Source organism: Myroides odoratus, assembly GCF_965118575.1.
Classification (GTDB): domain Bacteria; phylum Bacteroidota; class Bacteroidia; order Flavobacteriales; family Flavobacteriaceae; genus Flavobacterium; species Flavobacterium odoratum_B.
In genome coordinates, this window is sequence record NZ_CBCPHW010000003.1 from 1 (window position 1) to 24,673 (window position 24,673).

Below are 24,673 nucleotides of genomic sequence, written 5' to 3' on the forward strand. Positions count from 1 at the left end.
ACTTAAACTACTCAATACAAAAAAAGGCTGTCTCTTAGTAAAAAGAGACAGCCCTAATTTTTTGGCTAACGGTGTGCGGTTAATCATTAACTAACTCGCTGTTTCTAGTCTTTGCAATAAGTTTTTGTTTAAGGCTTGCTCTGTATAAGCTCTATCTACGACCAATTCTGTTGCTTTTTCATCACTTGGCAGTTCATACATTGCATCGGTTAAAATCGCCTCGCAAAGCGAGCGCAAACCTCTTGCACCTAATTTATATTCTAACGCTTTATCGACAATATAATCCAAAGCATCCTCTGTAATAGTGAAAGCGATGTTATCCATCTCAAACAACTTTTCGTATTGTTTGATTAAAGCATTCTTAGGCTCCGTAAGGATGGCTCTAAGAGTTTCTCTATCGAGTGGGTTCATATAAGTTAAAACAGGCAAACGACCGATAATTTCAGGAATTAATCCAAAGTCTTTGACATCTTTTGGAATAATATACTGCATCAGATTGGTGCGATCTACTTTTTCTCCTTCTTTAATAGACCCATAACCGACCGATTGGAAATTTAAACGCTTAGAAATAATGCGTTCAATTCCATCAAAAGCGCCACCAGCGATGAAGAGAATATTTTTGGTATTCACTTCAATAAACTTCTGATCCGGGTGTTTTCTTCCCCCTTTTGGTGGAACATTCACAACACTTCCTTCTAAGAGTTTCAACAGGGCTTGTTGCACGCCTTCTCCAGATACGTCTCGTGTAATAGATGGATTATCACTCTTACGGGCTATTTTATCAATCTCATCAATAAATATAATACCACGCTCTGCTTTATCTACATCATAATCTGCGGCTTGTAAAAGCTTCGTCAAAATTCCTTCCACGTCCTCACCAACATATCCTGCTTCAGTAAGCACTGTTGCATCAACGATTGCTAAAGGCACATTCAACATTCTTGCAATTGTTTTTGCTACCAATGTTTTCCCCGTACCTGTTTGTCCAACCATTAAGATATTACTTTTCTCAATTTCAATATCCGCATCATCTCCTTTCATTTCTTGTAGCAAACGCTTGTAGTGATTATAAACCGCCACAGCCATTACTTTCTTGGTTTGATCTTGTCCGATTACATACTCATCTAAAAAAGCGCGAATTTCCATTGGTTTTTTCAATAGTAACTCATTAGATAGCCCTTCTAAATGCTTCGCATCTTCCTCTTCTAGAACAATACCATAGGCTTGATCCACACATCGATCACAGATATGCGCATCAATTCCTGCTATAAGAATAGTAGTTTCTGATTTTGGACGCCCACAAAAGGAACATCTCATCTCTTCTTTAGCCATAATACTTATCCTCTTGTTAGAACCTCATCAATCATACCATACGCTTTTGCTTGTTCAGCAATCATCCAATAGTCTCTATCACTATCGTGATGTACTTTTTCCATGGATTGTCCTGAGTGTTTAGCGATGATTTGATACAATTCGTCTTTTAATTTTAAAATTTCTCTCGCTGTAATTTCAATATCTGAAGCTTGTCCTTGTGCTCCTCCTAAAGGTTGGTGGATCATAACACGCGAATGAGGTAAAGCCGAACGCTTTCCGTCAGCTCCCGCACATAATAATACAGCTCCCATAGAAGCAGCCATTCCTGTACAGATTGTTGCTACATCTGGTTTAATAAATTGCATGGTATCATAAATACCTAAACCTGCATATACTCCACCTCCTGGTGAGTTTACATAAATACTAATGTCCTTCTCAGTATCTACACTTGATAAAAACAACAACTGGGCTTGTATAATATTGGCTACATAATCGTCAATTGCCGTTCCTAAAAAGATGATACGATCCATCATTAAACGCGAGAAAACATCCATTGAAGCTACATTCATCTGACGTTCTTCAATAATGTAAGGTGTCATACTGCTTACGATTTTATCGTAATACATACTATTTATACCGTGATGCTTTGTCGCAAATTTTTGAAATTCTTTTCCGTAGTCCATAAACTATTTCCTTTTATGATTAAAAAAATGAGCGTCTATTCATTCAAATAGACGCTCAAATATACTTAATTTTCAGGAAAGAATTATTCTCCGTACATTTCCTTAACGAAATCTTTGTAAGAAACTTCTTTCACATTTGCATTTACTTTGTCAACGAATAAAGCTAACATTTTTTCATTCATTGCTTGCTCAGAAATACGTCTTACCTCATCTTGGTTAGACATTACTCTAGCCACGATATCTTCAACTGTTTTATCATCTGGCTCACTTTGACCGAATTGAGCTAATTGTTCTTTGATTAACTTAGTAGTATAGGCTTTGATATCTTCAAACGTTAATTGTAACTCATATTGCGCCATTACTTTACCTTCAACTAATTGGTAACGCAATCCTTTTTCTGATTTTGCATACTCATCAGCTGCTTGTTCTTCAGACATTGGCGTATCACCTGCTGTCATTAACCATTTTTTCAAGAATTCTGCAGGTAATTCAAAAGAAGTTGTTTCTAACAAGGATTCAAAAACATCATTTAAGAATTTTTGATCTGCTTGAGAAGTAAATTGTTTTTCTGCATCTTCTTTGATTTTTTCTTTTAATTGCTCTAATGAAGTAACTACACCAGCACCAAATAATTTATCAAAAAGTTCTTGGTTTAATTCTGCTTTTTCAGTTTCATTGATTTCATTGATTGTAAATACAACATCAACTTCTAATCCGTGAACTTTATCATGATCAATTCCTAAAACATCCATTAATTTGTGGTCGTCTTCAAATAACCCTTTTGTATTAACGGTTACTTGTTCACCTACTTTTTTGCCTAAGAATTTCTTTTGGTTTGTTTTTGTTCTAATATCTGTAACTGGAATTGTTACGTCTTTGTTGATTCCTTCTTCTTCATTTACGAAAGTACCTACTAATTCAGAAGTTTCTTCCACTACCTCTTTAGAGATTAATTTTCCGTATTGTTTTTGGATATATTCAACTTGTTCATTCAACATAGCCTCATCAGCAACGATATTGAATCTTGTAACCTTTGTTTTCCCTTCTAAGTCTACAGAAAACTCAGGAGCTAATCCTAATTCAAAATCAAATTTTAATACATCAGCATCCCAGTCAAAGTTCTCATTCATTACTGGAAGAGGATTTCCTAAAATATCTAATTTTTCATCTACAAGATAGTTATTCAATTTCTCTTGCAACATTTTGTTTATTTCTTCGAACAATACTGATTTTCCATATTGTTTTTGAATTAAACTCATAGGTACAGCACCTTTTCTAAATCCAGGAACATTGGCGCTCTTTTTATAGTTAGATAACACAGTATCTACATTACCTTGGTAATCTTCTTTTGCAAGTTCAATAGTAACAATTGCATTAAGAGCATCTACATTATTTCTTGTAATATTCATTTTTTTGATGTATTTACATATAAAATTGGGTTGCAAAAATAAATTATTTTTACAACCCGTCCAACTTTTTAAGTGTTTGTCTTTCAACTATTAAATTTTTATCTCTTTCCTGGTTCGTCTTTTAACAGAATACCATTTAGTATCGATTGACAAAAAACCAGAATCAAACTAAATAATAAGGCATACCAAAATCCATTAACCTGAAATCCATCGACAAAATAGGCGCTTAGCATAATAATAAGCGCATTGATCACAAACAGAAATAGCCCCATGGTTACAATTGTAGCGGGCAGCGTCATAAAGACTAAGATAGGTCTTAAAAACATATTTAGCACCCCCATGACTACGGCCACCCATAAAGCAGAGGTCCATCCTGTAACATGGACGCCAGGTAACAACCAACAAAGGAAAACAACTAAGGCGGTTGTAACTAATAATCGAACTATAAAACTCATTTTTTCCTATTTAATTTTGTAATACTAAGGTTGGTCCTGGATAAACAGCAGGATTCACTAGTGGAATATTTGCTTTATAATGCTTGTTAATCACGCGTAGGATTTCAGCAGCAATAAAAGCATATCCTCTTGCATTCAAGTGCACTCCATCTAGCGAGAACAATACCGTATTTAAATTCCCCATTCCTTTGAAATAATCTGCGGTATAAATTTGTCCATCTTCTACTCTTAATCCACTAACTGCTTTGCGCAATAAATCATTCATATCTGCAACAGCTAATCCTTTTTCGCTAGCTACATTTTTAATAATTGAATTAAAAGCGTCGGTAGCAGCTTGCACTTTTTGTTGTTCTACCACATTCAAAACAAATTTATCTTGGATAGGAAAGGTTACTCCTTTTTTCATCAAAGCATCTAAAGTAGGGCTTCCTGTTGCAGGCAGTGAACCTCCAATTTCTGCTCTACTTGTCAAAAGCATTAAATCTTTAGCAGTCGCATGTCTAGCTTGACCAAAGCTCTGCGCTATAAATGCAATTTCTTGCTCTGAAAGAGGAAAAGGAAACTGTCCTCCATCCACAAGCATTTTTATAACTACTTTTAATTGCGGTTCTAAATTAGTCAAGCTTTTATCTTGGATTAACAAGGGGTTCGCTTTTGTTTTATCTAATAATTGCAAACGATCTCCTTGTCCAAATTGTCCTAAAATCTGTTTAAACATCCCAATTAATGCATTCAATTGTGCAAAAACAGCATCTTCATCTTGTCCTGGCTGTACCAAAACACTCGAAGTTAAAGGGTTATAAGGAACCGTTGTGAAAAATGGAATTGTTGTTACATCTGGAATCGTTGCTACAACTCCTTTTGCTCCACCACTAGTAAGTGTATTGACAATGCCTTCATAAGCCACTTTAAATACAACTTGGTGTGTGATATCATTACTTCCGTATTGGGTTAGATCAGTCCCATTTGCTTGTTCATTTTGATCCAATCCTTCTCCGCCTGAAGTAGCATAAGCCAATACGTCATTTGCTCCAATCCAATTGGTAAAAAAGGTTGGTTTTAGCGACATTACATCAGCCATAACCGTTGTTTCATCAGAAGTTGCTGTACGTACAAAATACGGATTTGCTTTTCCTGCCATTAGATTACTTAGACTACCATAACCTGGGGCAATTAAATGAAAGGTTTTAGCACCAGGCACCCCTGCATTATGATATGCTTTTTGGCTTCTTTTGGTTACATCTAAAGTAATGGTACCTGATTTATTTTCAGGGCTACTGGTTGACATATTCATTACTAATTTAGTGCCAAAACCAGGTAATTGATTACCGCCCATTAGCATCCCACCGACATCATTGGTATCATCATCCAGAGAAGGTTGAGTAAATTCTCCTCCGCCTACAATTTTAAACTGTTGAGCTAAAATATTAGGAAAGGAATTCTTTTGCCCCGAACGATACAAAGTTCCATCCATGTATCCAGCTGTCAAAGAATTTCCTATGGCTACATACGAAGAAAAATCTGCTTCTCCAGCATAATAGGTTCCTGAATTAATTTCATCTTTAATAGAAGGCTCACATGCCACACCTAAAAAAGCTAAAAGCGGAGCTATATATAAATATTTTCTTTTCATTTTAAATCACTTTAATCGTTAAAAACTATACGTTACGCCTAGTCCACCGCTAGTTACTGCTGATTTATAGGTACCTCCAAAGGATACATTATGACCGTCTTCATTATAATAATCATAGGAACTATTCGTATCACTAAAATGCAAATAAGAGAATACTAAGTCAACTCCAATTCCATTTTTAAATTTATAGGTTAGACCTCCGGTATAAGCGCGTGAATCATTTCTAGGCGTTTCTGGAGCAAAATACCCTTTTTGCACAGGGCTTTCATCGTAGTACCAACCCGCTCTTAATATCAATTGATCATTCACTGCATACTGAGCACCAACGCGATACGTACTTGAATCTTGATAGTTTCTTGGATTTACCGATGTTTCTACTGGGCTATCTACAAAGTCAATGACTAAAGCATCATATACTTTCCAAAAGGTTCTATTATAGTCAAAAGCAAATACCCATTTATTCCAGGAATAAGAAGCTCCGACTGTTAACTCTGCTGGTAGTGGCATTTCAGCTTTAATTTTACCATCCTTAAACATGGCAGCTCCAAAAGCGGGTGCATTAGCAAAAGTTGCTGTTCCGCTATTTGCTTTCATTATAATTTCAGAGCGGTAGTTTAATCCAAAGCGCAAATGCTCATCCACACTTACTAAATATCCCGCAGTCCATCCCCAAGCTGTAACATTTTTAGCTTCAATTTCAACGCTAGTTCGCTGCCCTTGTTCATTGGTCATACTGCGTGAAATATTACGATCAAAAGTTACCCCGCCATTAACAAAAATAGGTCCTCCGCCAAAACTAAAGTGTTTGCTTACTTTTACAGCAATTGTAGGTTGAAAGTAAAAAGCTTTTAAATCTATATTATTTACCAAGTGCGACCCTTGCCAATCTCTATCCCAATCCACTGCACTTCCATACGGTGTATAAACAGCCAAACCAACTGTTAACCAATCGGTTGCCTTATAAGTTCCATAAAAATAAATAGGAGTACCCCCGTTTCGGGTTTCATTTTCCCAACCATAGGTTTCATTTTGAAACTTAGTATCAGCGACCAAATAATTCATCCCTGCAGAAAAGTTGAACTTATCATCTAGATAAACTGATGCAGCAGGATTAAAAAACAGTGATTCAGCACCACTACTAATAACAGCTACCCCTGCATGTCCCATTGCAAGCTGTCTGTTTCCTTGCATACTAACGCGATAACCACCTGCATATGAAGATGCGGTAATTAAGGTTAGCAGGGATAATGACAATACCTTTTTTATCATAATTCACACTTATTTTATTTCATTTATAGTAAATATATAAATATATACTAATTTGACAAATTTTTAATATACACTTTAACATTCCAAAAGAATAAATTTAAACAAAACTAGTGGTTTTTAAAAAATTTCAAACCACAATCCCCTTTTTTTTATCATTTTTTCATTTACCTTCTTAATATTCAAAAAAAGACATATCCTATTCCAGCAATTCCTTAACATTAAAATCGTTGCTTTCTTAAAATCAAAGAGCTGCCTTACGTAGATAAGACAGCTCCTTGGCTATATAACAACAAACGCGAGAATTCGCTTTAGTATTGGAGGTAAATCCAGCCTGTATACGTATCCTTTAGAATATTTTGCATCACATAAAAATAAGTCCCAGTAGGTAACAATTTATTTCCTGAATTAGATTGACCGTACCATTCTTTCTCATAATACCCTGTTTTATAAACTAATATACCTAATCGATTGTATATTTTAAGGCTTATGACGCTATAATTACTCAAGTCTAAGAAATCGTTAAGTCCATCGCCATTCGGAGAAATTCCCTTAGGTATAAATACTTTTTGATAATTGATATCAGTACAAGTTTCACACTCTGGTGCAGGATCTGTATTATCTGGTGCCACAACAGTTACAACATTGATGAATTCCTTCGTATGATCGGTTGGAATTGTCAGCGTAACCTCATAGGTGATTTTATCTCCTACTTCTAAAAGAGGAACAATATCCACCAGATTTCCACTACCCGAAGTTCCGATTGAACTAGACCATACCATTTGTTTTACTCCTTCGGGCATATAATCTGCCACCTCAACATTTACGGCTGAACCAGGTCCCTTGTTTTCCACCACTATAGTGTAGGTAGTCTCTTGTCCAGGAATATAATATTGTATTCCATCGTCTTTTACAGCATGAAGATCCGCATGATAGGTAATTGGCGTAATCGTAGGGTCATTGCGTTGAGGAGTTTTAGGATCATCCGATACTTGTTCCATAGAACCACTACTTGTTTTTGCAACTAAAGAAGCTTGATTAATCACTTCTTTTGCTCTAAAATCATTTTCTGTAATCGTGTGATACGCTTTAACTGTAACAAAGTCTCTAGGTGCAATTTCTGCAATAGTCGATGGACTTAAAGACCCAGGATCTGCATTTGCATCGGTAAGCACAATTTCTTTGACTATCGTTTCTCCAATATTTTTGACAATAATCTCATATTCAATCTTATCGCCAATTCGGTTATATTCCCTATCTACTGCTTTTTTTGTAAATTCTAACTTTCCTAAAGCGACAATCGCTTCCGCTCGATTATTGTCGGTATGAGAATCAATATTAGCTCCACTCACCGTCGCGACATTTAAATATTGACCCCCATCTAAAATTTTTACTCTAATTTCAATACTCACTTCTTCTTGGGCAGCTAATGCTCCTATTTTCCATTCCCCGGTTGTAGGATCGTACGTTCCTTTTCCAGCAACATAACTTATAAATTCATAGCCTGAAGGTAGCAAATCAACCATAATCACATCTGGATCAGTAAAAATCTGGTCTAAGTTTTTTACGGTAATCAAGAATACGGCAATCCCATCATCTTGCGATTTCACCTTTTTAGTAATCGCTAAATCTGTACATGGTTTTACTTCTACATCTAGGGGTAATGACCTATTACTCCATCCACAATCTTTTTTTACTTTTACTGAATATATACCACTTTCTGTAACATCTATAAAGTTCTCTGTTGTAATCTCTATTGATTCACCATTTAAAAACCATTCATATTCTGGATAGTCTTCATTGGATTTTAATCGCACTGTACAATCCTCATTTTGTTTCACTTCAATAGGCGCTTGAGCTGCTTGCCCAAAGGATGAAAAGAAAGCTGACATGGAGAAACCATCTCCTTGTTGAACTAAACTAACTGTTAAGGGCAAATCTGATCGCAAAATAATATTTTCGGGATTACCGATAGATGTGTGATTAAAGGTAATCATATACAAACCACTATTTCCTAAGGCTACTCTATTAGTACCTGTAAGCACCTCTATATTTTGATTATTGATAAATACTGGCTCTGTAGCGTGTTCTATGACAGCAAACCCCATATATGGTAAACCACCCTCGTTATAGTTAATGAATTTTTTAGTCTGAATATTGATTGATCCTGCACAGCCTCCAATAGGCAATACTGTGGAGATATCCGTTTCACATTCAACAGCCGTTCCTGCATAAACAATCACTTCATTATCAGCGAGGATAAAACTTGAAGAATTTGCATTTCGTCCATCTCCATGATAAAACGAATAAAAGTCTCCTGCATTGGCTAATACGTGCGTTACAGGAGCTCCCGTTTCCACTCCTAGCGGGCTAAAACTGCGAATCGTAATTGTTGTATTATCTTTAGAGGCAACGATTAAACTTTGTTCAGAACCTAAAAATTGATTGCGTTGTGTATCATTGGGAATGGTTCCTTCTCCTCTAACTACTAAATAGCGATTTCCCAACATATGTACAGGTGCCACTTGGTCAAAGGTTCCATCTTGTCCATTAATTCCTCCAGGACCGCACAGTCTTGGCGTATCTCCCCAATTTCCAACATTAACAACTACTGATTTAGTTGCTTTTAAATAACTCCCTATAGGCGCTTTAAACAATCTACTTTGCCCTTTATTAAGGGTAAACGTCAATAGCCCTGTGGTTTGTTGAATTTCTATTGCCGTATCATCTTCGGTGGCCATAACAGAATACACAGGGGCATCTTCAAAGAGTCCTTGTGTACTTTGTCGGTAATAGCCTAAGCGAAACTCTACGCCCAAGCCTTCTTCTCCAAAACTAACTAAAGAAGCATTTCCCTTAATATTAGTTACACCTAAAGACGCCCATCCAATCGTAGCGTCGGAGGCAATATTTCTAAGATTCACCAAAACAGGCTCTGTTGCCTCTACTAATAACCCGCGGTCATCGTAGGTTGTATTCACCACATTTCGATTCATACTATCCGCTGCACCTACAAATCGATAAGAAATAGGGTTATTAGCCGAAACCGTCAAGGTTGTCAGTGTTGTTCCATCACTTTTTTTCAATACGACCTCCACAGGGTCTGTAGAAAGTGTACCAATTACAATTTGATTGGCTGTACTCCAATATTGCCAAGGTGCAGGCGCTATGTGGTGTTTTTTGTAATACTGAGCAAATACAGCATTACTTAACAGAAGTAAGATACTGAGAAGTAAAAAGCTTTTTTGTTTCATAAATATAGTGCGTTCTAAGGTTTGTTATCTTTAAAACCTGCATCGATTACTCTAACCAGGCTTCTTGTTGATTGACTAAAAACTCGTACAATTTAAGTTAAAATTAACTATACCGCAAGTAATAAAAAATAAATTAATATTCAAAAAACAAATAAAAACATATTTTAACACTCAAATAAAGGTAATTTAAATAAAAATAACCTATTTAATATACTTAAAAAACAACTCCATAAAACTTAATTCTTAACCATTTGCTACCCTAAAAAAGAGCCCTTGTAGATAATACAGGGTTCTTCACTATCGTTCACTTCATCTATTCAATCCACAACACCCTTTCAAATTCAATGAATCATTTATTTAGTATAGAAGATAAATCCATCCTGTATACGTATGATTGATTACATTTTGCATCACATAAAAATAAGTTCCACTTGGAAGTAACTTATTTCCTGCATTTGATTGACCATACCATTCTTTCTTGTAATATCCTGTTTTATAAACTAATGTACCTAAACGATTGTAAATCTTAAGACTCGTGACATTGTAATTACTCAAGTCTAAAAAGTCATTTAATCCGTCTCCATTAGGTGAGATTCCTCTTGGTATAAACACCTTTTGATAATTAATATCAGTACAAGTTTCACATTCCACAACGGAATCCATGTTATCTGCTGCAATAACTGTTACAGTATTAACAAATATATTTGTATGCTCTGTTGAAATTACTAATTTTATTTGGTAAGTCACCTTATCACCTACATCTAAACGTGGAATTATATCCATCATATCTCCTCTTCCAGAAGTTCCTATTGAACTACTCCATTCCATCTGCTCTGTCCCTTCCGGCATAGGATCTGATACCTCAACATCAACTGCAGAACCAGGTCCTTTATTTTCCACAACAATAGTATAGATTGTCTCTTGACCTGGCCTAAAATACAATACTCCATCGTCTTTTATCGCGTGTAAATCTGCATGATAGGTAATAGTTGCCCTAGTAGGATCTCTTAGTTCAGGGGTTGAAGGATCATCTGATAGCTGATTCATATCACCACTACTCGTTTTTGCAACTAAGGAAGCTTGATTGATTACTTTTTTTGCTCTAAAGTCCGCTTCTGTAATAGTATGATACGCTTTTACTGTAACAGCCTCTTCAGGCGTAAGTTCGGAAATTCTAGCAGGTGTCAAAGATCCCATATCTGCATTATCATCTGTAAGAACAATATCCTTGACAACAGTTTCTCCGCTATTTTTTACTATAATCTCGTATTCTATTTTATCCCCGATGCGATTGTATTCATTATCAACTACCCGTTTTGTAAATTCTAATTTACCTAAAGCTACAATTGCCTCGTCTTTATTGTTGTCGTCGTTTGAGTCAATATTATCTCCCTCTACGGTTGCTACATTCAAATAAATGCCTGTATCTTTAATCTTAACTCGTATTTCTAAGGTAACGGTCTGTTGTGCATTTAATGAACCAATCGTCCATTTCCCTGTTGTCGCATCATAATCACCTTGACTTACTACATAGCTAATAAACTCATAACCCGAAGGAAGTACATCAGTCACAACGACATTAGAATTGGTAAAAATGGCATCTAAATTCTTTACCGTTAATAAAAATACAGCTTCCCCCTTATCTTGTGACTTTACTTCTTTTGTGATAGCCAAATCTGTACAAGGTTTAACTTCCACTTCCAAAGGCAAAGACCTATTACTCCAACCACAGGCTTTCCTTATTTTGACCGCGTATCTTCCACTAGTCGTTACATCTATAAAATTCTCTGTTGTAATCCCTATGGATTCTCCATCTAGAAACCATTCATATTCTGAAGATTCTTCCTGTGATTTAATTCGAACCGTACAGTCTTGGTTTTGCTGAACTTCTATAGGTAGCTGAGCGGCTTGACCAAAAGAAGAGAAAAAAGCCGACATAGAGAATCCATCTCCTTGCTGAACTAAACTAGCCGTCAGAGGCAAAGCTGATCGCAAAAGAATATTTTCTGGACTTCCAATTGAAGTATGGTTAAAAACCAACATATAAAATCCACTAGTACCTAGTGAAATTCTAGTTGTATTGGTTAGCGTTTCGATATTTTGATCATTCAAATAAACAATTTCAGTTGCGTGTTCAATAATAGCAAACCCCATATAAGGCAATGCTCCATCGTTGTAATTTATAAACTTCTTAGTTTGAATATTAATAGACCCCGCACATCCGCCAATTGGTAAAACGGTTGAAATATCCGTCTCACATTCAACAGCTGTTCCCGCATAAACAATTACGTCATTAGTTGACTCTATTAAACTAGAAGAATTTGCATTTCTACCATCTCCGTGATAAAAGGAATAAAAATCTCCTGCATTAGCGAGTACTTGCGTTATAGGAGTTCCAGTTAATGTACCCTGAGCAGTAAAACTACTAATAGTGATAGTTGTATTGTCTTTCGTGGCTACAATTAAGCTTTGTTCCGATCCAAGAAATTGATTGCGTTGTGCGTCAGTAGGAACTGTACCTTCTCCTCGAACTACTAAATAACGATGACCCAACATATGAACCGGGGCAACTTGATCAAATGTACCATCTTGTCCCCACGCCCCACCAGGTCCACATACTCTTGGGGTATCTCCCCAGTTACCAACATTGACGACTACAGCCTTGTTGGATTTTAAATAACTTCCGATAGGCGCTGTAAACAACCTGCTCTGTCCTTCATTAAGATTAAATGTAACAACTCCCGTTCCCTGTTGCACTTCAATCGTTGTATCATCTTCTGTTGCCATAACAGAATAAACAACAACATCATCGTATAACCCCTGTATACTTTGTCTGTAATACCCTAAACGAAATTCCACCCCTAAACCTTCTTCGCCAAAACTCACCAAAGAAGCATTGCCTTTCATATATTCAGATGCTCTAGTATTCCATACTTCCGCAGCAAGAGAAGCAATATTTCTAAGGTTAACTAAAACAGGTGCACTAGCTTCCACTATGATTCCACGATCAGCATAGGTTGTATTCACTACATTTCGGGTCAATGTATTCACATTCCCTGTAAACCGATAAGAAACTGGATTATTTAATGTAACATTGAATCGACTTAATTCTGTTCCGTCACTTTTTTTCAAAATAACTTCAACAGGAGTTGTCGATAGGGTACCAATTACAATTTGATTAGCTGTACTCCAATATTGCCAAGGAGCTGGGGCTATATAATGTTTGGTATAATACTGTGCACATACAATATTACTCAGTAAAAGCAAGATACCAAGTAAGAATATTTTTTTTTGTTTCATAAATGGAGGGTTGTAATAGTTATTAATGTTAAACCATTTTATTCTTAAAACAAATGTGTTTTAAGTTAATTTTAACCAAAACTAAAATAACACAAATTAATTAACTATTCAAAATACAAACAAAACCTACCTAAATAGTTAAAAAAATAACAATTTACACAAAAATAAAACCTTTAAATAGATTAAGAATAATTTAAAAACAGCTTTACTAGATTTAACATAAAAACCACCTGACATTTTTAAAAAAAATAAATTATATCTATTTTTTTTCTACTTATTTCCCCAATAATTTAAACATAATAAAAATAAATTTCCAACACCTAGAAAAACACCCTATATCTACTTTCTTACAGCTGCTTCGAGCCAACTGCGTATCAAGTGCCACTCTACTTCCAAAAAAAGGCTTTTTATCGAAGGAAACTTACACTTGACTCGACCCTTACTCAAGGGAGACTATAACACGAGGAAATTCTACTACATTCTTTTGTACTTTGTTATCCAATATCCGTAAATAACTAACAGAACTTACGCTAAATAATAGCCTCTGTTTTAAAATTTAAACCTAATCACCAAGAAGTATTTTGTTTCAAAACTACTCCACCCCCCTTTTTATAAAAGAGGTTCATTATTTCCATAAAAAAAGCCCTTGTGCGTAACACAAGGGCTTTTTATTATGACTTATTCTTTTAAGAAATCTACTACAAACTCAAAAAACAGTTGAGGATTTTCCGCATGCAACCAATGCCCTGCATTGGGAACTGTTTGAATAACCGCTTGAGGAAAGTGCTTCTTGATTATCCCTTCATCTTTTTCTTGGATATAATTTGATGCTCCACCGCGAACAAAAAGAGTTGGCTTATCAAACAATGTATCTTCATCAATTCCTTCTCCTACAACATTTTCATCTTTATTAAAAACATTTAAATTAAATCGAAAAGCCAGTTGATCAGGCTCTTTCCAATATAAGCTCTTGAGTAAAAATTGTTTCGTGCCAAAATCACTAATTCGCGAACTAAGTATTTCATCTACTTCTCTTCTCGAAGGTTTTGCAGAAAAATCAACTGCATTCAAAGCCTCTAAAATAGTTTGATGATGAGGTGCATAAGAACGTGGTGCTATATCTGCAACGATAAGTTTCTCAACTCGTGTCGGATACTTTGTTGCTAAATGCATGGCTACTTTACCTCCCATAGAATGTCCCAAAACAAGGGCTTCACACATCGCATAGTGATCCATATATCGGATAATATCCTCTACCATAACATCATAAGACCATTCTTCGGAATGAAAGCTACGTCCGTGATTTCTTAAATCCAATAAGTGCATCTCATAGCCTTTGTCTGTCATTTGTTTACCAAAGGTGTTCCAATTATCAGACATTCCCAAATAGCCATGTAAAACCAACATAGGTATTCCGCCTTCTCCTTCAATTTTTGAATATAAAATAGACTCCATTAACTCAATTTTTGAATATACATATTAACCACATTTTCCAATCCTAAATAAATCGATTCTGAAATTAAGGCATGGCCTATTGAAACTTCGAGTAAGTTTGGAATATTCGCTTTAAAAAACTGAATGTTAGCCAAACTTAAGTCATGGCCTGCATTAATTCCCAAACCTAACTCAACGGCTAATTCAGCTGCTTTTACATAAGGTTCAATTCCCTTTTCATTTCCTAAACCATATTGGGTAGCAAATTCTTCGGTATACAACTCAATACGATCAGCGCCCACAATTTTTGCTCCTTCAATCATTTCCAGTTGAGGATCTACAAAAATTGAAGTACGAATCCCTTGTAAGTTACATTCTTGAATAATTTCTATCAAGAAATTTTTGTGCTTAATGGTATTCCAACCAGCATTAGAAGTCAAAGCATCAACAGCATCTGGCACAAGAGTTACTTGGGTTGGTTTACACTCAAAAACAAGTTTCAAAAAGTCATCCATAGGATTCCCTTCAATATTGTATTCGGTATGAACTACTTGCACTAAATCTCTTGCATCTTGATAGCGGATATGACGTTCATCAGGACGAGGATGAATCGTTACTCCTGCTGCACCAAATTTTTGAACATCTTCAGCCACTTTTAATAAATTAGGTACATTACCACCTCGTGAGTTCCTCAAAGTAGCAATTTTATTGATATTTACAGATAGCTTTGTCATAAATAAGATATTAAAAAACAAAAATACAAAGTATAAGTAAGGCTTATTGGTTTATTTTTAATTATTTTGCAAAAGCATTTCAATAGAACTTATTTTGATTACAACAGAATCTTTATTCATCGACGCCCCCATCCTAACCCTCACAACCCAAGTGAGTGAAGTAATTGACTTTTTAGATCAAAATGAATATTCTCATTTGGCTCTTGTTGATTCAAATAACAGATGGCTAGGAAATCTATCTACTACCATATTATATGAAGCAGATGAAACGCAGGAGATAAGCAACCTTCTCTATCAGGTAGAGTCCTTTTTTGTATATGCAACGGATGGCCTAGCTAAAATAACCGATGTTTTTATTCAAAATAAGTGTAATCTCTTACCCGTATTGGATGAGGAAATGCAACTCAAGGGTATGCTTCCTGAAACTGCATTAGTCGCTCATTTGTTACAAAGCACTTTTTTGACTGAATGGGGTACGTCCCTTATTATTGAGAACAATACGTCGGCTGTTAGTTTTTCACAAGTTGTTCAAATTGTGGAAAGTAACAACACCAAACTCCTTGGTCTTTTGGTGCTAAGTACACTTGAAAATAAGACGCAGCTTCTTTTGCGTTTAAATCAAAAAAACATTGAGGCAATTATTCACGATTTAAGGCGTTTTGATTTTACCATTATTTCTCAACATGAGGAAGATATACATCAAAACCAACTAATCGAACATTCCAATTATCTAAACAAATTTTTAAACATATAGTATGAAATTTGCAATTTACGGGCAAACCAACAAAACCATTGTACAACAAATCGTTCATCGACTTTTAAAAGTTTTTGATGACTATACTCCCGTTATTATATTTGAAAGTAGCTTTTACGACCTTTTAAACGAAATAAGTATTCTTCCAACTACCTATCAAACCTTTAATACGGCGAATGAATTGCCCTCTGATGTTGACTTTTTCATTAGTATTGGTGGGGATGGTACGATGTTAAGAGCTGCAAATTTTATTAAAGATAAAAATATACCTATTGTAGGAATAAATGCAGGTCGATTGGGATTCTTGGCGAATATTCAAGAAGACACTATTGAACAACATTTACCGCATCTATTTAAAAACACCTATAAATTATCTCGAAGAGCTTTGTTAACTTTTGCTTGTGATCCGGTATCAAATTCGAACTTTGATATTAATTTCGCCTTAAATGACATCACGGTTTCGAGAAAGAACACAACTTCAATGATTACCGTTGAGACGTATTTAGACAATGAATATTTGGCAACCTATTGGGCAGATGGGTTGATTATTTCGACTCCTTCGGGTTCTACGGGTTATTCTTTGAGTTGCGGAGGTCCAATCATAGAACCAGAGACTGGGTGCTTTGTTATTACTCCCTTAGCGCCGCATAATCTAAATGTTCGCCCGCTAGTTATTCGAGATAATTTGACCATCAAGCTAAAAGTAAATGCCCGTGAGAGTCAGTTTTTACTTTCTGTAGATAGCAGTACACAAGCGGTAAACAACGAAACAGAAGTTACTATTTCAAGAGCACCCTTTACGATTAATTTAGTTGAATTCCCGCAGCAGAGTTTTATTAAAACCCTGCGTAATAAACTACTTTGGGGTGAAGATAAACGCAATTAAAAAAAGATATGCCATTCTTTTTTTTATTACATTTATTATTTAATACCTTTTTTTGTTTGAATTTGCTAGAACAAATTCTTTTTTTTCGAACAAAGAGAGCTCATTATTACTATATTTGTGAATTATTTTAACAAAATGAAAAAAGCCTTTATAACTTTTATCTTACTGCTTAGTATACCTTTAGCACACGCTCAGATTCATGAGGTAGGTGTTGGTTTAGGCGGTACAAACTATGTAGGAGATATTGGATCTACCCAGTTTATCAATCCAAAGAATATAGGTTATACAGTTTTTTACAGATGGAATAAAAGTCCACGACATTCCTATCGCATAAGTTTTAGTCAACAAAAACTAACGGGAAATGATTTAGATTCCTCTGTTGAAAGTAGAAAAGAACGAGGTTTAAGTTTTGACAATACCCTTCAGCAATTGAGCTTGGGTCTCGAATTCAATTTTTTTGAATTCGATTTGCATCAAACAAATTTTGCTATGACGCCTTATTTATATGCGGGTATATCTGGAATTCGCTATTCAGATTTATATTTCAGAAATAAAAAACTTATAAAAGGGGACAAAAAATACAATGCTGCTATTCCTTTTGGTGCAGGTATGAAAATTAGATTAAATCCTCAAATAAATATTAATGCAGAAGTAACTGCAACGTATAGTTTTTCGAATAATTTAGATGGTAGTCATCCATCCTCTTCCAATTTAGAGCGTTATCGCTTTGGGAAAAATGGAAATGATTGGTTCCTTTATTCGGGGCTTACGATAAGTTATACTTTTGGACATAATCCTTGTTATTGCGCAGATTAAATGAAATTGAAAGAACAAATTAATAAGAGCTGTCTACCAAAGCATATTGCAATTATCATGGATGGCAATGGTAGATGGGCAAAGAAAAGAGGTTTTTTAAGAACAATTGGTCATGAAAATGGTGTAAAGTCTCTTAGAACAACGATTACTGAATGTGGAGAATTAGGAATTAATTATTTGACGTTATACGCTTTTTCTACTGAAAATTGGAATAGACCCAAATATGAAGTAGATAAGCTAATGGAATTATTAGTAAAGGCATTGGCTAAAGAAATACCGACTTTTATTGAAAACGATATCGCGTTAAATGCAATTGGAAATCTCGAATTACTTCCAGAAAAAGTTCGTCAAAATTTGGCAGATGCAATTGACAAAACGAAAGAAAACAAAAGGATGACTGTTACTTTAGCACTAAGTTATGGCTCTAGAGCAGAAATAATACATGCAATTAAGGAAATTTCTATTAAAGTTAAAAATAATATAATTTCAGAAGACAATATTGACGAATCAATTATTAATGAGCATCTTTACACGCATAATATGCCTGATGTTGATTTGTTAATTCGCACAAGTGGTGAGCAAAGGATTAGTAATTTTTTACTTTGGCAAATCGCTTATGCTGAATTATATTTTACAGAAGTATTATGGCCAGACTTCTCTGAAGACGAGCTCTATCGTTCTATTCTATCATACCAAAATAGAGAGAGAAGATATGGAAAAACAAGTGAACAAATTAAATAAAAACGAAAATAATGTTTCAAAAAGGCATCTCACTTTTTGCCCTGTTTATTGCAGGTCTAATTTGTAGCAGTGCTCAAGCACAACAAGGGGACTACATTCCTTCTTTAGAAACCCCTAAAACATACATTTTAGGAGATATAAAAGTAACAGGTAAAATCAATTACAATCCGCAAACGGTTGTAACTTTTACAGGTTTGAATAAAGGTCAAAAAATTTCTGTTCCTGGAGAAGAGATTTCCGATGCTTTAAAAAAACTTTGGAAGCTTGGTTTTTTTAAGGATATTAATATCTACGAAACATCTGTTGTAAACGATACCATCAACTTAGAGCTTTCTCTAAATGAATTACCTCGTTTAAATTCAGCGAAAGTAAAAGGATTCAAAAAAGCTAAATCGGAAACAGCTATCAAAGATGCTAAATTGACAAAAGGAAAAATTGTCAATGAAAACTTGCTTTCTACTACTAAATATTATCTTTTAAACAAATACAAAAAAGACGGATTTTACAATACTAAAATCACGTTAAATACAGTTCCTACCGATTCAACTGGCAGGTATGTAGATTTAATTGTTGGAATTGATAAAGGAAAAAAAGTACGTATTTCGGATATTACTTTTGATGGAAATAAACAATTGACCAATAAACAATTAAAAAAGGCTTTAAAAGACACGAAAAAACGCAGTCCTTTTAATCCTTTACGTATTTTCAAACCTTCTAAATTCATCCAAGCTAAATATGAAGAAGATTTACTTCATTTAGTGGATAAATACAAAGAAAAAGGATATAGAGATGCACGTGTAATTGCGGACACAACGGCTTATAACCCGAAAACCAATCGCATAGCTATTAACATTGATGTAGAAGAAGGAAATAAATACTACATTGGTGATATTCGCTTTATTGGAAATACCGTTTATACGAACAACCAACTTAAAAATGTTCTAGGAATTGATAAAGGAGAAGTTTACAATGGTGTATTATTAAATAAACGCATCCAAGATTCTTCTAATCCAGATGCCTATGATTTAACGAATCAGTACCAAAATAATGGTTATTTATTCTCTAATATTACGCCTGTTGAAGTAAAAACAGCGAATGACACGATTGATTTTGAGATTCGAATTACAGAAGGACCTATTGCTCGTTTCAATAACATAACCGTTCGCGGAAATGAATATACGCATGATCATGTTATCCATCGTACCCTAAGAACTCGTCCTGGAGAAATCTGGAGTAAGGCGATGGTAATGGAAACAATGCGAAGATTAGGTCAATTAAATATTTTTGATGCACAAGCCATTGTACCGGATATTCTAAATCCAGATCCCTCTTCAGGAACTGTAGATGTTGAATGGTCTGTAGCAGAAAAAGGTTCGAGTCAAGTTGAGCTTCAAGGAGGTTATGGCGGTGGAGGTTTTATCGGAACCTTAGGGCTGTCATTTAACAACTTCTCTTTGCGAAATATTTTCAATAAGAAAGCCTATCACCCTTTCCCTATGGGAGATGGTCAATCTTTGTCTTTGCGTTTACAAGGAAGTTCGTATTTCCAAACCTATAGTTTGAGTTTTTCTGAACCTTGGTTAGGCAAAAAGAAACCGGTAAATTTATTTGGTACGATTGCGTATAGTAAACAAAACTTATACGATTACTACAATAGAAGAACTGACCGCAGTAGAGGTTTTGATATTACAACCCTTCAATTAGGAGTAGCTAAACAATTAAGTGTTCCTGATGATAATTTTGTGTTATCACATACCCTTAGTTTCCAATACTATGATATGAAAAACTACAACACTGGACTTTTTACGTTTGGTGATGGTTCTTCAAGAAACTTAGCTTATCAAATTGAATTAACGAGAGATAATCGCGGTATGGATCCTAACTTCCCTACTTTCGGTTCATTTTTTAGTATCAGTGGAAAATTTACTCCACCTTACTCATTATTCAACAATGTAGATTACAAGAATTTAGCTAATCAAGAAGAATATAAATATAAATCTAAAGCAGGGCAAACGGATCCAAATACTGGATTGCTAATTCCTGAAGGCACCTACTTAAATGCTGGTGGACAACCTGTTAGCAATTGGCAAGATGCAACGGCAGATGCAAGTAAAGTCGATCAGAAAAAATTCAATTGGTTAGAATACTATAAATTAAAGTTCAAAGGAGATTGGTATACCACAATTTTTGATAAATTAGTATTTAGAACGGTAGGAGAATTCGGTTATATGGGTGCTTATAACAGCAACCGTGGTGTAGTTCCTTTCGAGCGTTTCTACGTTGGAGGAGATGGATTGGTAAATTTCTCTTTGGATGGACGTGAAGTTGTTCAATTAAGAGGGTATAAAAACCAAGCTCTTACACCAATAAATAACTTTGGAGAACAAATTGGAGGGACGATATACAATAAATTCACCCTAGAATTACGTTATCCTATTACACTAAAACCAAGTGCCTCTGTATATGTATTATCATTTGCAGAAGCAGGAGCAGCATACGATTCATTTAAGAATTACAGTCCATTTGATTTAAAACGATCTGCTGGATTAGGTGTTCGCGTGATTATGCCTATGTTTGGTCTATTGGGTATTGACTTTGGTTATGGATTTGATGCACCTCCAGGAATGACACAAAAGAATGGTTGGGAAACGCACTTTATCCTTGGGCAACAGTTTTAGTGATACACTTTGCTAAAATTTAACAATTTATGAGGTATCTTTTTATTTTTTTAATCTGTATTTTTGGATATTCCTTTTCTTTTGCACAAGGAGGATCAGCACGAGTTGCCTATATAGATATGGAACTTATTTTGCAACATGTGCCTGAATACACAGAAGCAAGTGCCCAATTATCGACACGAGCAGAAGGTTGGAAACAAGAAATTGACAAAAAAAAGGGAGAGATAAAAAAGCTCAAAACGGATTTAGCAAATGAAAGAATTTTGCTAACTCGTGATTTGATTAATGAAAAAGAAGAGGATATTAGTTCTCTTGAAGACGATCTTTTAAAATATCAACAAAAATATTTTGGCACAGATGGAGATTACTTTTCTCAAAAGATAAGTTTAGCTAAACCCATCCAAGATCAAGTATTTGCGATGGTACAAGATATTGCTGAAGCGAGGAAATACGATTATGTCTTAGATAAAAATGCAGAAACTACTATGTTAATTGCAGATAAAAGATATGATATTAGTAATTTAGTGATTCGTCGTATGACTTCTGCTCGCAGAAAACAAAATATGACAGCGGAACAAGTTGAAGCAGTAGAAAAAGAAGAAAAAGAAGAAGATGCTATTTCTCTAAGACAAAGCAGACGAGAAGAACAACAAAGAAGAAGACAGGATGCTGAACGTCAAATGCGTCAAGAACAAAAAGAGGAAAAAACAAAACAGCAAGAAACACCTGTAGTTCACGATCAAATCAGCAAAGAAGATTCGCTCAAACGTCAACAAGAGGAGAAAATAAAAGAGTTAGAAGAAAAGAGAGCTGAGGCAGAGCGTGTAAGACAAGAAAAAATCGAAGCGCAAAAACAAGCTCTATTACAAAAGCAGGAAGAGCTCGAGCAAAAGAAAAAAGACGATAAAAATAAACGCGACCAGCTGCAAGTTGATAGAGAAAATCAAATCAAACAACAGCAAGCGGATGCGGAAAAAGCAAAAGCCGAAAGAGAAAGAAAAGAAAAAGAAGAAAAAGAAAGACGACGCGAAGAAGCTGAGCAACAGCAAAAGAACACCAAGAATGAAAATCTTGAGAAGTTAATAGCTGAGAAACAAGCTGCTGAACAAAAACGCAGAGAAGAACTTGATAAAAAGAAAAAAGAGGCGCTAGAACAACGTCACAAACAAATAGAAGAAACGCAGCGTAAACAAAACGAGATCAAACAACGCGTTCAACGAGAACAAGAAGAGAAACGCAATAAAATGCTTCAAGAACAAGAAGAAATGAAAAAACAAATTGAAGCCGCAAAAAGTAACAAGTAAAATAATATAAAAAACGAATACAATGAAAAAAATGAAATCCTTATTGATTGCAGCAGTACTATTTTTTGGCGTTAGCTTAACTACAGCAACAGCACAAACTAAAGTTGCGCATATCGATGTTCAAGCTTTGATTACAGAAATGCCTGCTATGAAATCAGCTGAGGCAGAGTTAAAAACATTAAGCGAAAAATATCAAAAAGAATATGGGACAATGGTATCTGAATACCAAACTAAAGCCCAAAAATATCAAACTGAAGCTGCAACTGTAGGAGATGTAGTAAATGAAGAAAGACAAAAAGAAGTTGAAAGTCTATTACAAAGAATTCAACAATTCCAAACAACTGCTTCTCAAGAATTACAAAAGAAAGAAGTTGATTTAACACAACCTATTTTTGAGAAAGCAAGAACTGCTATTCAAAAAGTAGCTCGTGCTCAAGGAATTCAATATGTATTGGATTCGTCAATGGGTTCTGGTGTTTTATTAGCTGACGGTACAAACTTAGTTGCTGATGTAAAAAAAGAATTAGGTATTAAATAATTTTTATAATTCGATAAAAAGTCCGTTTTTTAAACGGACTTTTTTATTTTTGTTCTACTTATGAAAAATACAAATCCAATTGGACTATTTGATTCTGGTATAGGTGGAACTACAATATGGCATGAAATCCATCGATTAATGCCTCATGAAAATACAATCTTTTTAGCAGATCAAAAGAATGCGCCTTATGGGACGCAAACCAAAGAAGCTATCATTGGCCTATCTTATAAAAATGTCAACTATTTAGTTGATCAGGGCTGTAAACTAGTTGTGGTTGCTTGCAATACCGCAACGACTAATGCAATTACAGAGTTAAGAGCTTCTTTTACGATTCCTATTATAGGCATCGAACCTGCTATTAAACCTGCCTCAATCCTTACAAAGACTTCCATAATAGGTGTTTTAGCTACCAAAGGAACGATTACAAGCGACTTATTTACGGCTAAACTAAAGTTATACCCAAACATCAAAATAATTGAGCAAATAGGCTATAATCTAGTCACACTTATTGAATCAGGTCAGCTCCATTCTCAAGAGATAAAAGACCTCCTGAGCATGTACTTATTACCCATGGTAGAACAAGGTATGGATACCCTTGTATTAGGTTGTACACATTATCCCTATCTCAAGCCCATCATCCAAACAATTATACCTCAGGATATACTAATTATAGATTCGGGTGAAGCCGTTGCCAAACACACGCTTAAGGTTTTACAGCAAAGTAATTTATTAAACGATAGGGATACCCTAGGTGAATCTATCTTTTACACCAATGTAGATCCTACGGTTTTACAAAGTTTTGTACCTATTCCTTACTCTGTTGAAAAAATTCAATTCTAGAAATAAGAAATGCCCCAATGAGTTAAAGACTTATTGGGGCATTTCTTATTGTTTACTTCTATCTATTCAACTTCTTTGTTTTCCTCTTCTTTAAACCAGCTTGAATACATCACATAGTTATTGGCTATGCGTTCTATCTCACCAGCAAAATTTGAAGCATTTATATCTTTCACTTTCTTTGCGGGTACACCTGCGTAAATACTACCTGATTCAATCACAGTATTTTGTGTAACTACGGCACCCGCAGCAATAATAGTATTACTGTGAACCACACAATTATCCATCACAATAGCTCCCATTCCCACTAAAACATTGTCGTGAATAATACAACCGTGTACCATCGCATTATGCCCTATAGACACATTATTACCGATTACTGTTGGGTGTTTTTCATACGTACAATGAATAACAGCGCCGTCTTGAATATTTACTTTATCTCCAATCGTTATGGAATTTACATCCCCACGTAAAACAGCATTAAACCAAATACTGCAAGCTTTACCAATTGTAACATCTCCAACAATCGTAGCATTTTCTGCTATATAGCAATCCGCTTCTATCTGCGGATATTTCCCTCTAATTTCTTTTAATATCATAAACCAATTATTTTAAAAAAAAAGTCCCGATAAATATC

19 protein-coding genes are annotated in these 24,673 nt (G+C 35.1%); 8 read left to right on the plus strand and 11 right to left on the minus strand.

Annotation, left to right across the window (positions count from 1 at the left end; translation table 11 throughout):
* Positions 1 to 90: 90 nt before the first annotated feature.
* The 10 genes from clpX to ACMHJ2_RS02930 form a co-directional block, all read right to left on the minus strand.
* On the minus strand, positions 91 to 1,332 hold the full coding sequence (gene clpX, locus ACMHJ2_RS02885) for an ATP-dependent Clp protease ATP-binding subunit ClpX (RefSeq protein WP_413511454.1): 1,242 nt from the start codon (positions 1,330 to 1,332) through the stop codon (positions 91 to 93).
* Positions 1,333 to 1,337: 5 nt separating this feature from the next.
* Positions 1,338 to 1,997: an ATP-dependent Clp endopeptidase proteolytic subunit ClpP gene (clpP, locus tag ACMHJ2_RS02890; protein ID WP_413511455.1), complete on the minus strand. Its 660-nt coding sequence runs from the start codon at positions 1,995 to 1,997 to the stop codon at positions 1,338 to 1,340.
* Between the two features lie 83 nt (positions 1,998 to 2,080).
* The gene (tig, locus tag ACMHJ2_RS02895; RefSeq protein ID WP_413511456.1) at positions 2,081 to 3,406 is read right to left on the minus strand and encodes a trigger factor; all 1,326 of its coding nucleotides are present in this window, start codon (positions 3,404 to 3,406) and stop codon (positions 2,081 to 2,083) included.
* Between the two features lie 98 nt (positions 3,407 to 3,504).
* On the minus strand, positions 3,505 to 3,861 hold the full coding sequence (locus tag ACMHJ2_RS02900) for a phage holin family protein (protein ID WP_413511457.1): 357 nt from the start codon (positions 3,859 to 3,861) through the stop codon (positions 3,505 to 3,507).
* 10 nt (positions 3,862 to 3,871) lie between these two features.
* Positions 3,872 to 5,494: a hypothetical protein gene (locus tag ACMHJ2_RS02905; RefSeq protein WP_413511458.1), complete on the minus strand. Its 1,623-nt coding sequence runs from the start codon at positions 5,492 to 5,494 to the stop codon at positions 3,872 to 3,874.
* Positions 5,495 to 5,512: 18 nt separating this feature from the next.
* Entirely contained in the window at positions 5,513 to 6,763 is a 1,251-nt protein-coding gene (locus ACMHJ2_RS02910; RefSeq protein ID WP_413511459.1) for an OmpP1/FadL family transporter, read from the minus strand.
* A gap of 308 nt (positions 6,764 to 7,071) precedes the next feature.
* The gene (locus ACMHJ2_RS02915) at positions 7,072 to 10,014 is read right to left on the minus strand and encodes a gliding motility-associated C-terminal domain-containing protein (protein ID WP_413511460.1); all 2,943 of its coding nucleotides are present in this window, start codon (positions 10,012 to 10,014) and stop codon (positions 7,072 to 7,074) included.
* A gap of 357 nt (positions 10,015 to 10,371) precedes the next feature.
* On the minus strand, positions 10,372 to 13,314 hold the full coding sequence (locus tag ACMHJ2_RS02920) for a gliding motility-associated C-terminal domain-containing protein (RefSeq protein ID WP_413511461.1): 2,943 nt from the start codon (positions 13,312 to 13,314) through the stop codon (positions 10,372 to 10,374).
* A gap of 678 nt (positions 13,315 to 13,992) precedes the next feature.
* A complete protein-coding gene (locus tag ACMHJ2_RS02925; RefSeq protein ID WP_413511462.1) occupies positions 13,993 to 14,769 on the minus strand; it encodes an alpha/beta fold hydrolase in 777 nt (258 codons plus the stop codon).
* Positions 14,769 to 15,482, minus strand: coding sequence for a pyridoxine 5'-phosphate synthase (locus ACMHJ2_RS02930; protein WP_413511463.1), 714 nt, complete (start codon positions 15,480 to 15,482; stop codon positions 14,769 to 14,771). Before ACMHJ2_RS02930 ends, ACMHJ2_RS02925 begins: the two co-directional genes overlap by 1 nt.
* A 94-nt stretch (positions 15,483 to 15,576) precedes the next feature.
* On the opposite strand from ACMHJ2_RS02930, the gene ACMHJ2_RS02935 reads away from it, so the two are divergent.
* From ACMHJ2_RS02935 to murI, 8 genes are all read left to right on the plus strand, one after another.
* Positions 15,577 to 16,236: a CBS domain-containing protein gene (locus ACMHJ2_RS02935; RefSeq protein WP_413511464.1), complete on the plus strand. Its 660-nt coding sequence runs from the start codon at positions 15,577 to 15,579 to the stop codon at positions 16,234 to 16,236.
* Between the two features lies 1 nt (position 16,237).
* Entirely contained in the window at positions 16,238 to 17,122 is an 885-nt protein-coding gene (locus ACMHJ2_RS02940; protein WP_413511465.1) for an NAD kinase, read from the plus strand.
* 135 nt (positions 17,123 to 17,257) lie between these two features.
* Entirely contained in the window at positions 17,258 to 17,938 is a 681-nt protein-coding gene (locus tag ACMHJ2_RS02945) for a DUF6089 family protein (protein WP_413511466.1), read from the plus strand.
* A complete protein-coding gene (locus tag ACMHJ2_RS02950) occupies positions 17,939 to 18,679 on the plus strand; it encodes an isoprenyl transferase (RefSeq protein ID WP_413511467.1) in 741 nt (246 codons plus the stop codon).
* An 11-nt stretch (positions 18,680 to 18,690) separates the two neighbouring features.
* The gene (locus ACMHJ2_RS02955) at positions 18,691 to 21,357 is read left to right on the plus strand and encodes an outer membrane protein assembly factor (protein ID WP_413511468.1); all 2,667 of its coding nucleotides are present in this window, start codon (positions 18,691 to 18,693) and stop codon (positions 21,355 to 21,357) included.
* 29 nt (positions 21,358 to 21,386) lie between these two features.
* Complete coding sequence (locus ACMHJ2_RS02960; RefSeq protein ID WP_413511469.1) at positions 21,387 to 22,661, plus strand: OmpH family outer membrane protein; 1,275 nt, start codon at positions 21,387 to 21,389, stop codon at positions 22,659 to 22,661.
* A gap of 22 nt (positions 22,662 to 22,683) precedes the next feature.
* A complete protein-coding gene (locus ACMHJ2_RS02965; RefSeq protein ID WP_413511470.1) occupies positions 22,684 to 23,199 on the plus strand; it encodes an OmpH family outer membrane protein in 516 nt (171 codons plus the stop codon).
* Between the two features lie 60 nt (positions 23,200 to 23,259).
* Positions 23,260 to 24,039 (plus strand): glutamate racemase, encoded by a 780-nt coding sequence (gene murI / locus ACMHJ2_RS02970; RefSeq protein WP_413511471.1) that lies wholly within the window; start codon positions 23,260 to 23,262, stop codon positions 24,037 to 24,039.
* A 62-nt stretch (positions 24,040 to 24,101) separates the two neighbouring features.
* On the opposite strand, the gene ACMHJ2_RS02975 is transcribed toward murI, so the two are convergent.
* Positions 24,102 to 24,635 carry a gamma carbonic anhydrase family protein gene (locus ACMHJ2_RS02975; RefSeq protein ID WP_413511472.1) on the minus strand — a complete coding sequence of 178 codons (534 nt, stop codon included), beginning with the start codon at positions 24,633 to 24,635 and terminating at the stop codon, positions 24,102 to 24,104.
* Positions 24,636 to 24,673: the final 38 nt, after the last annotated feature.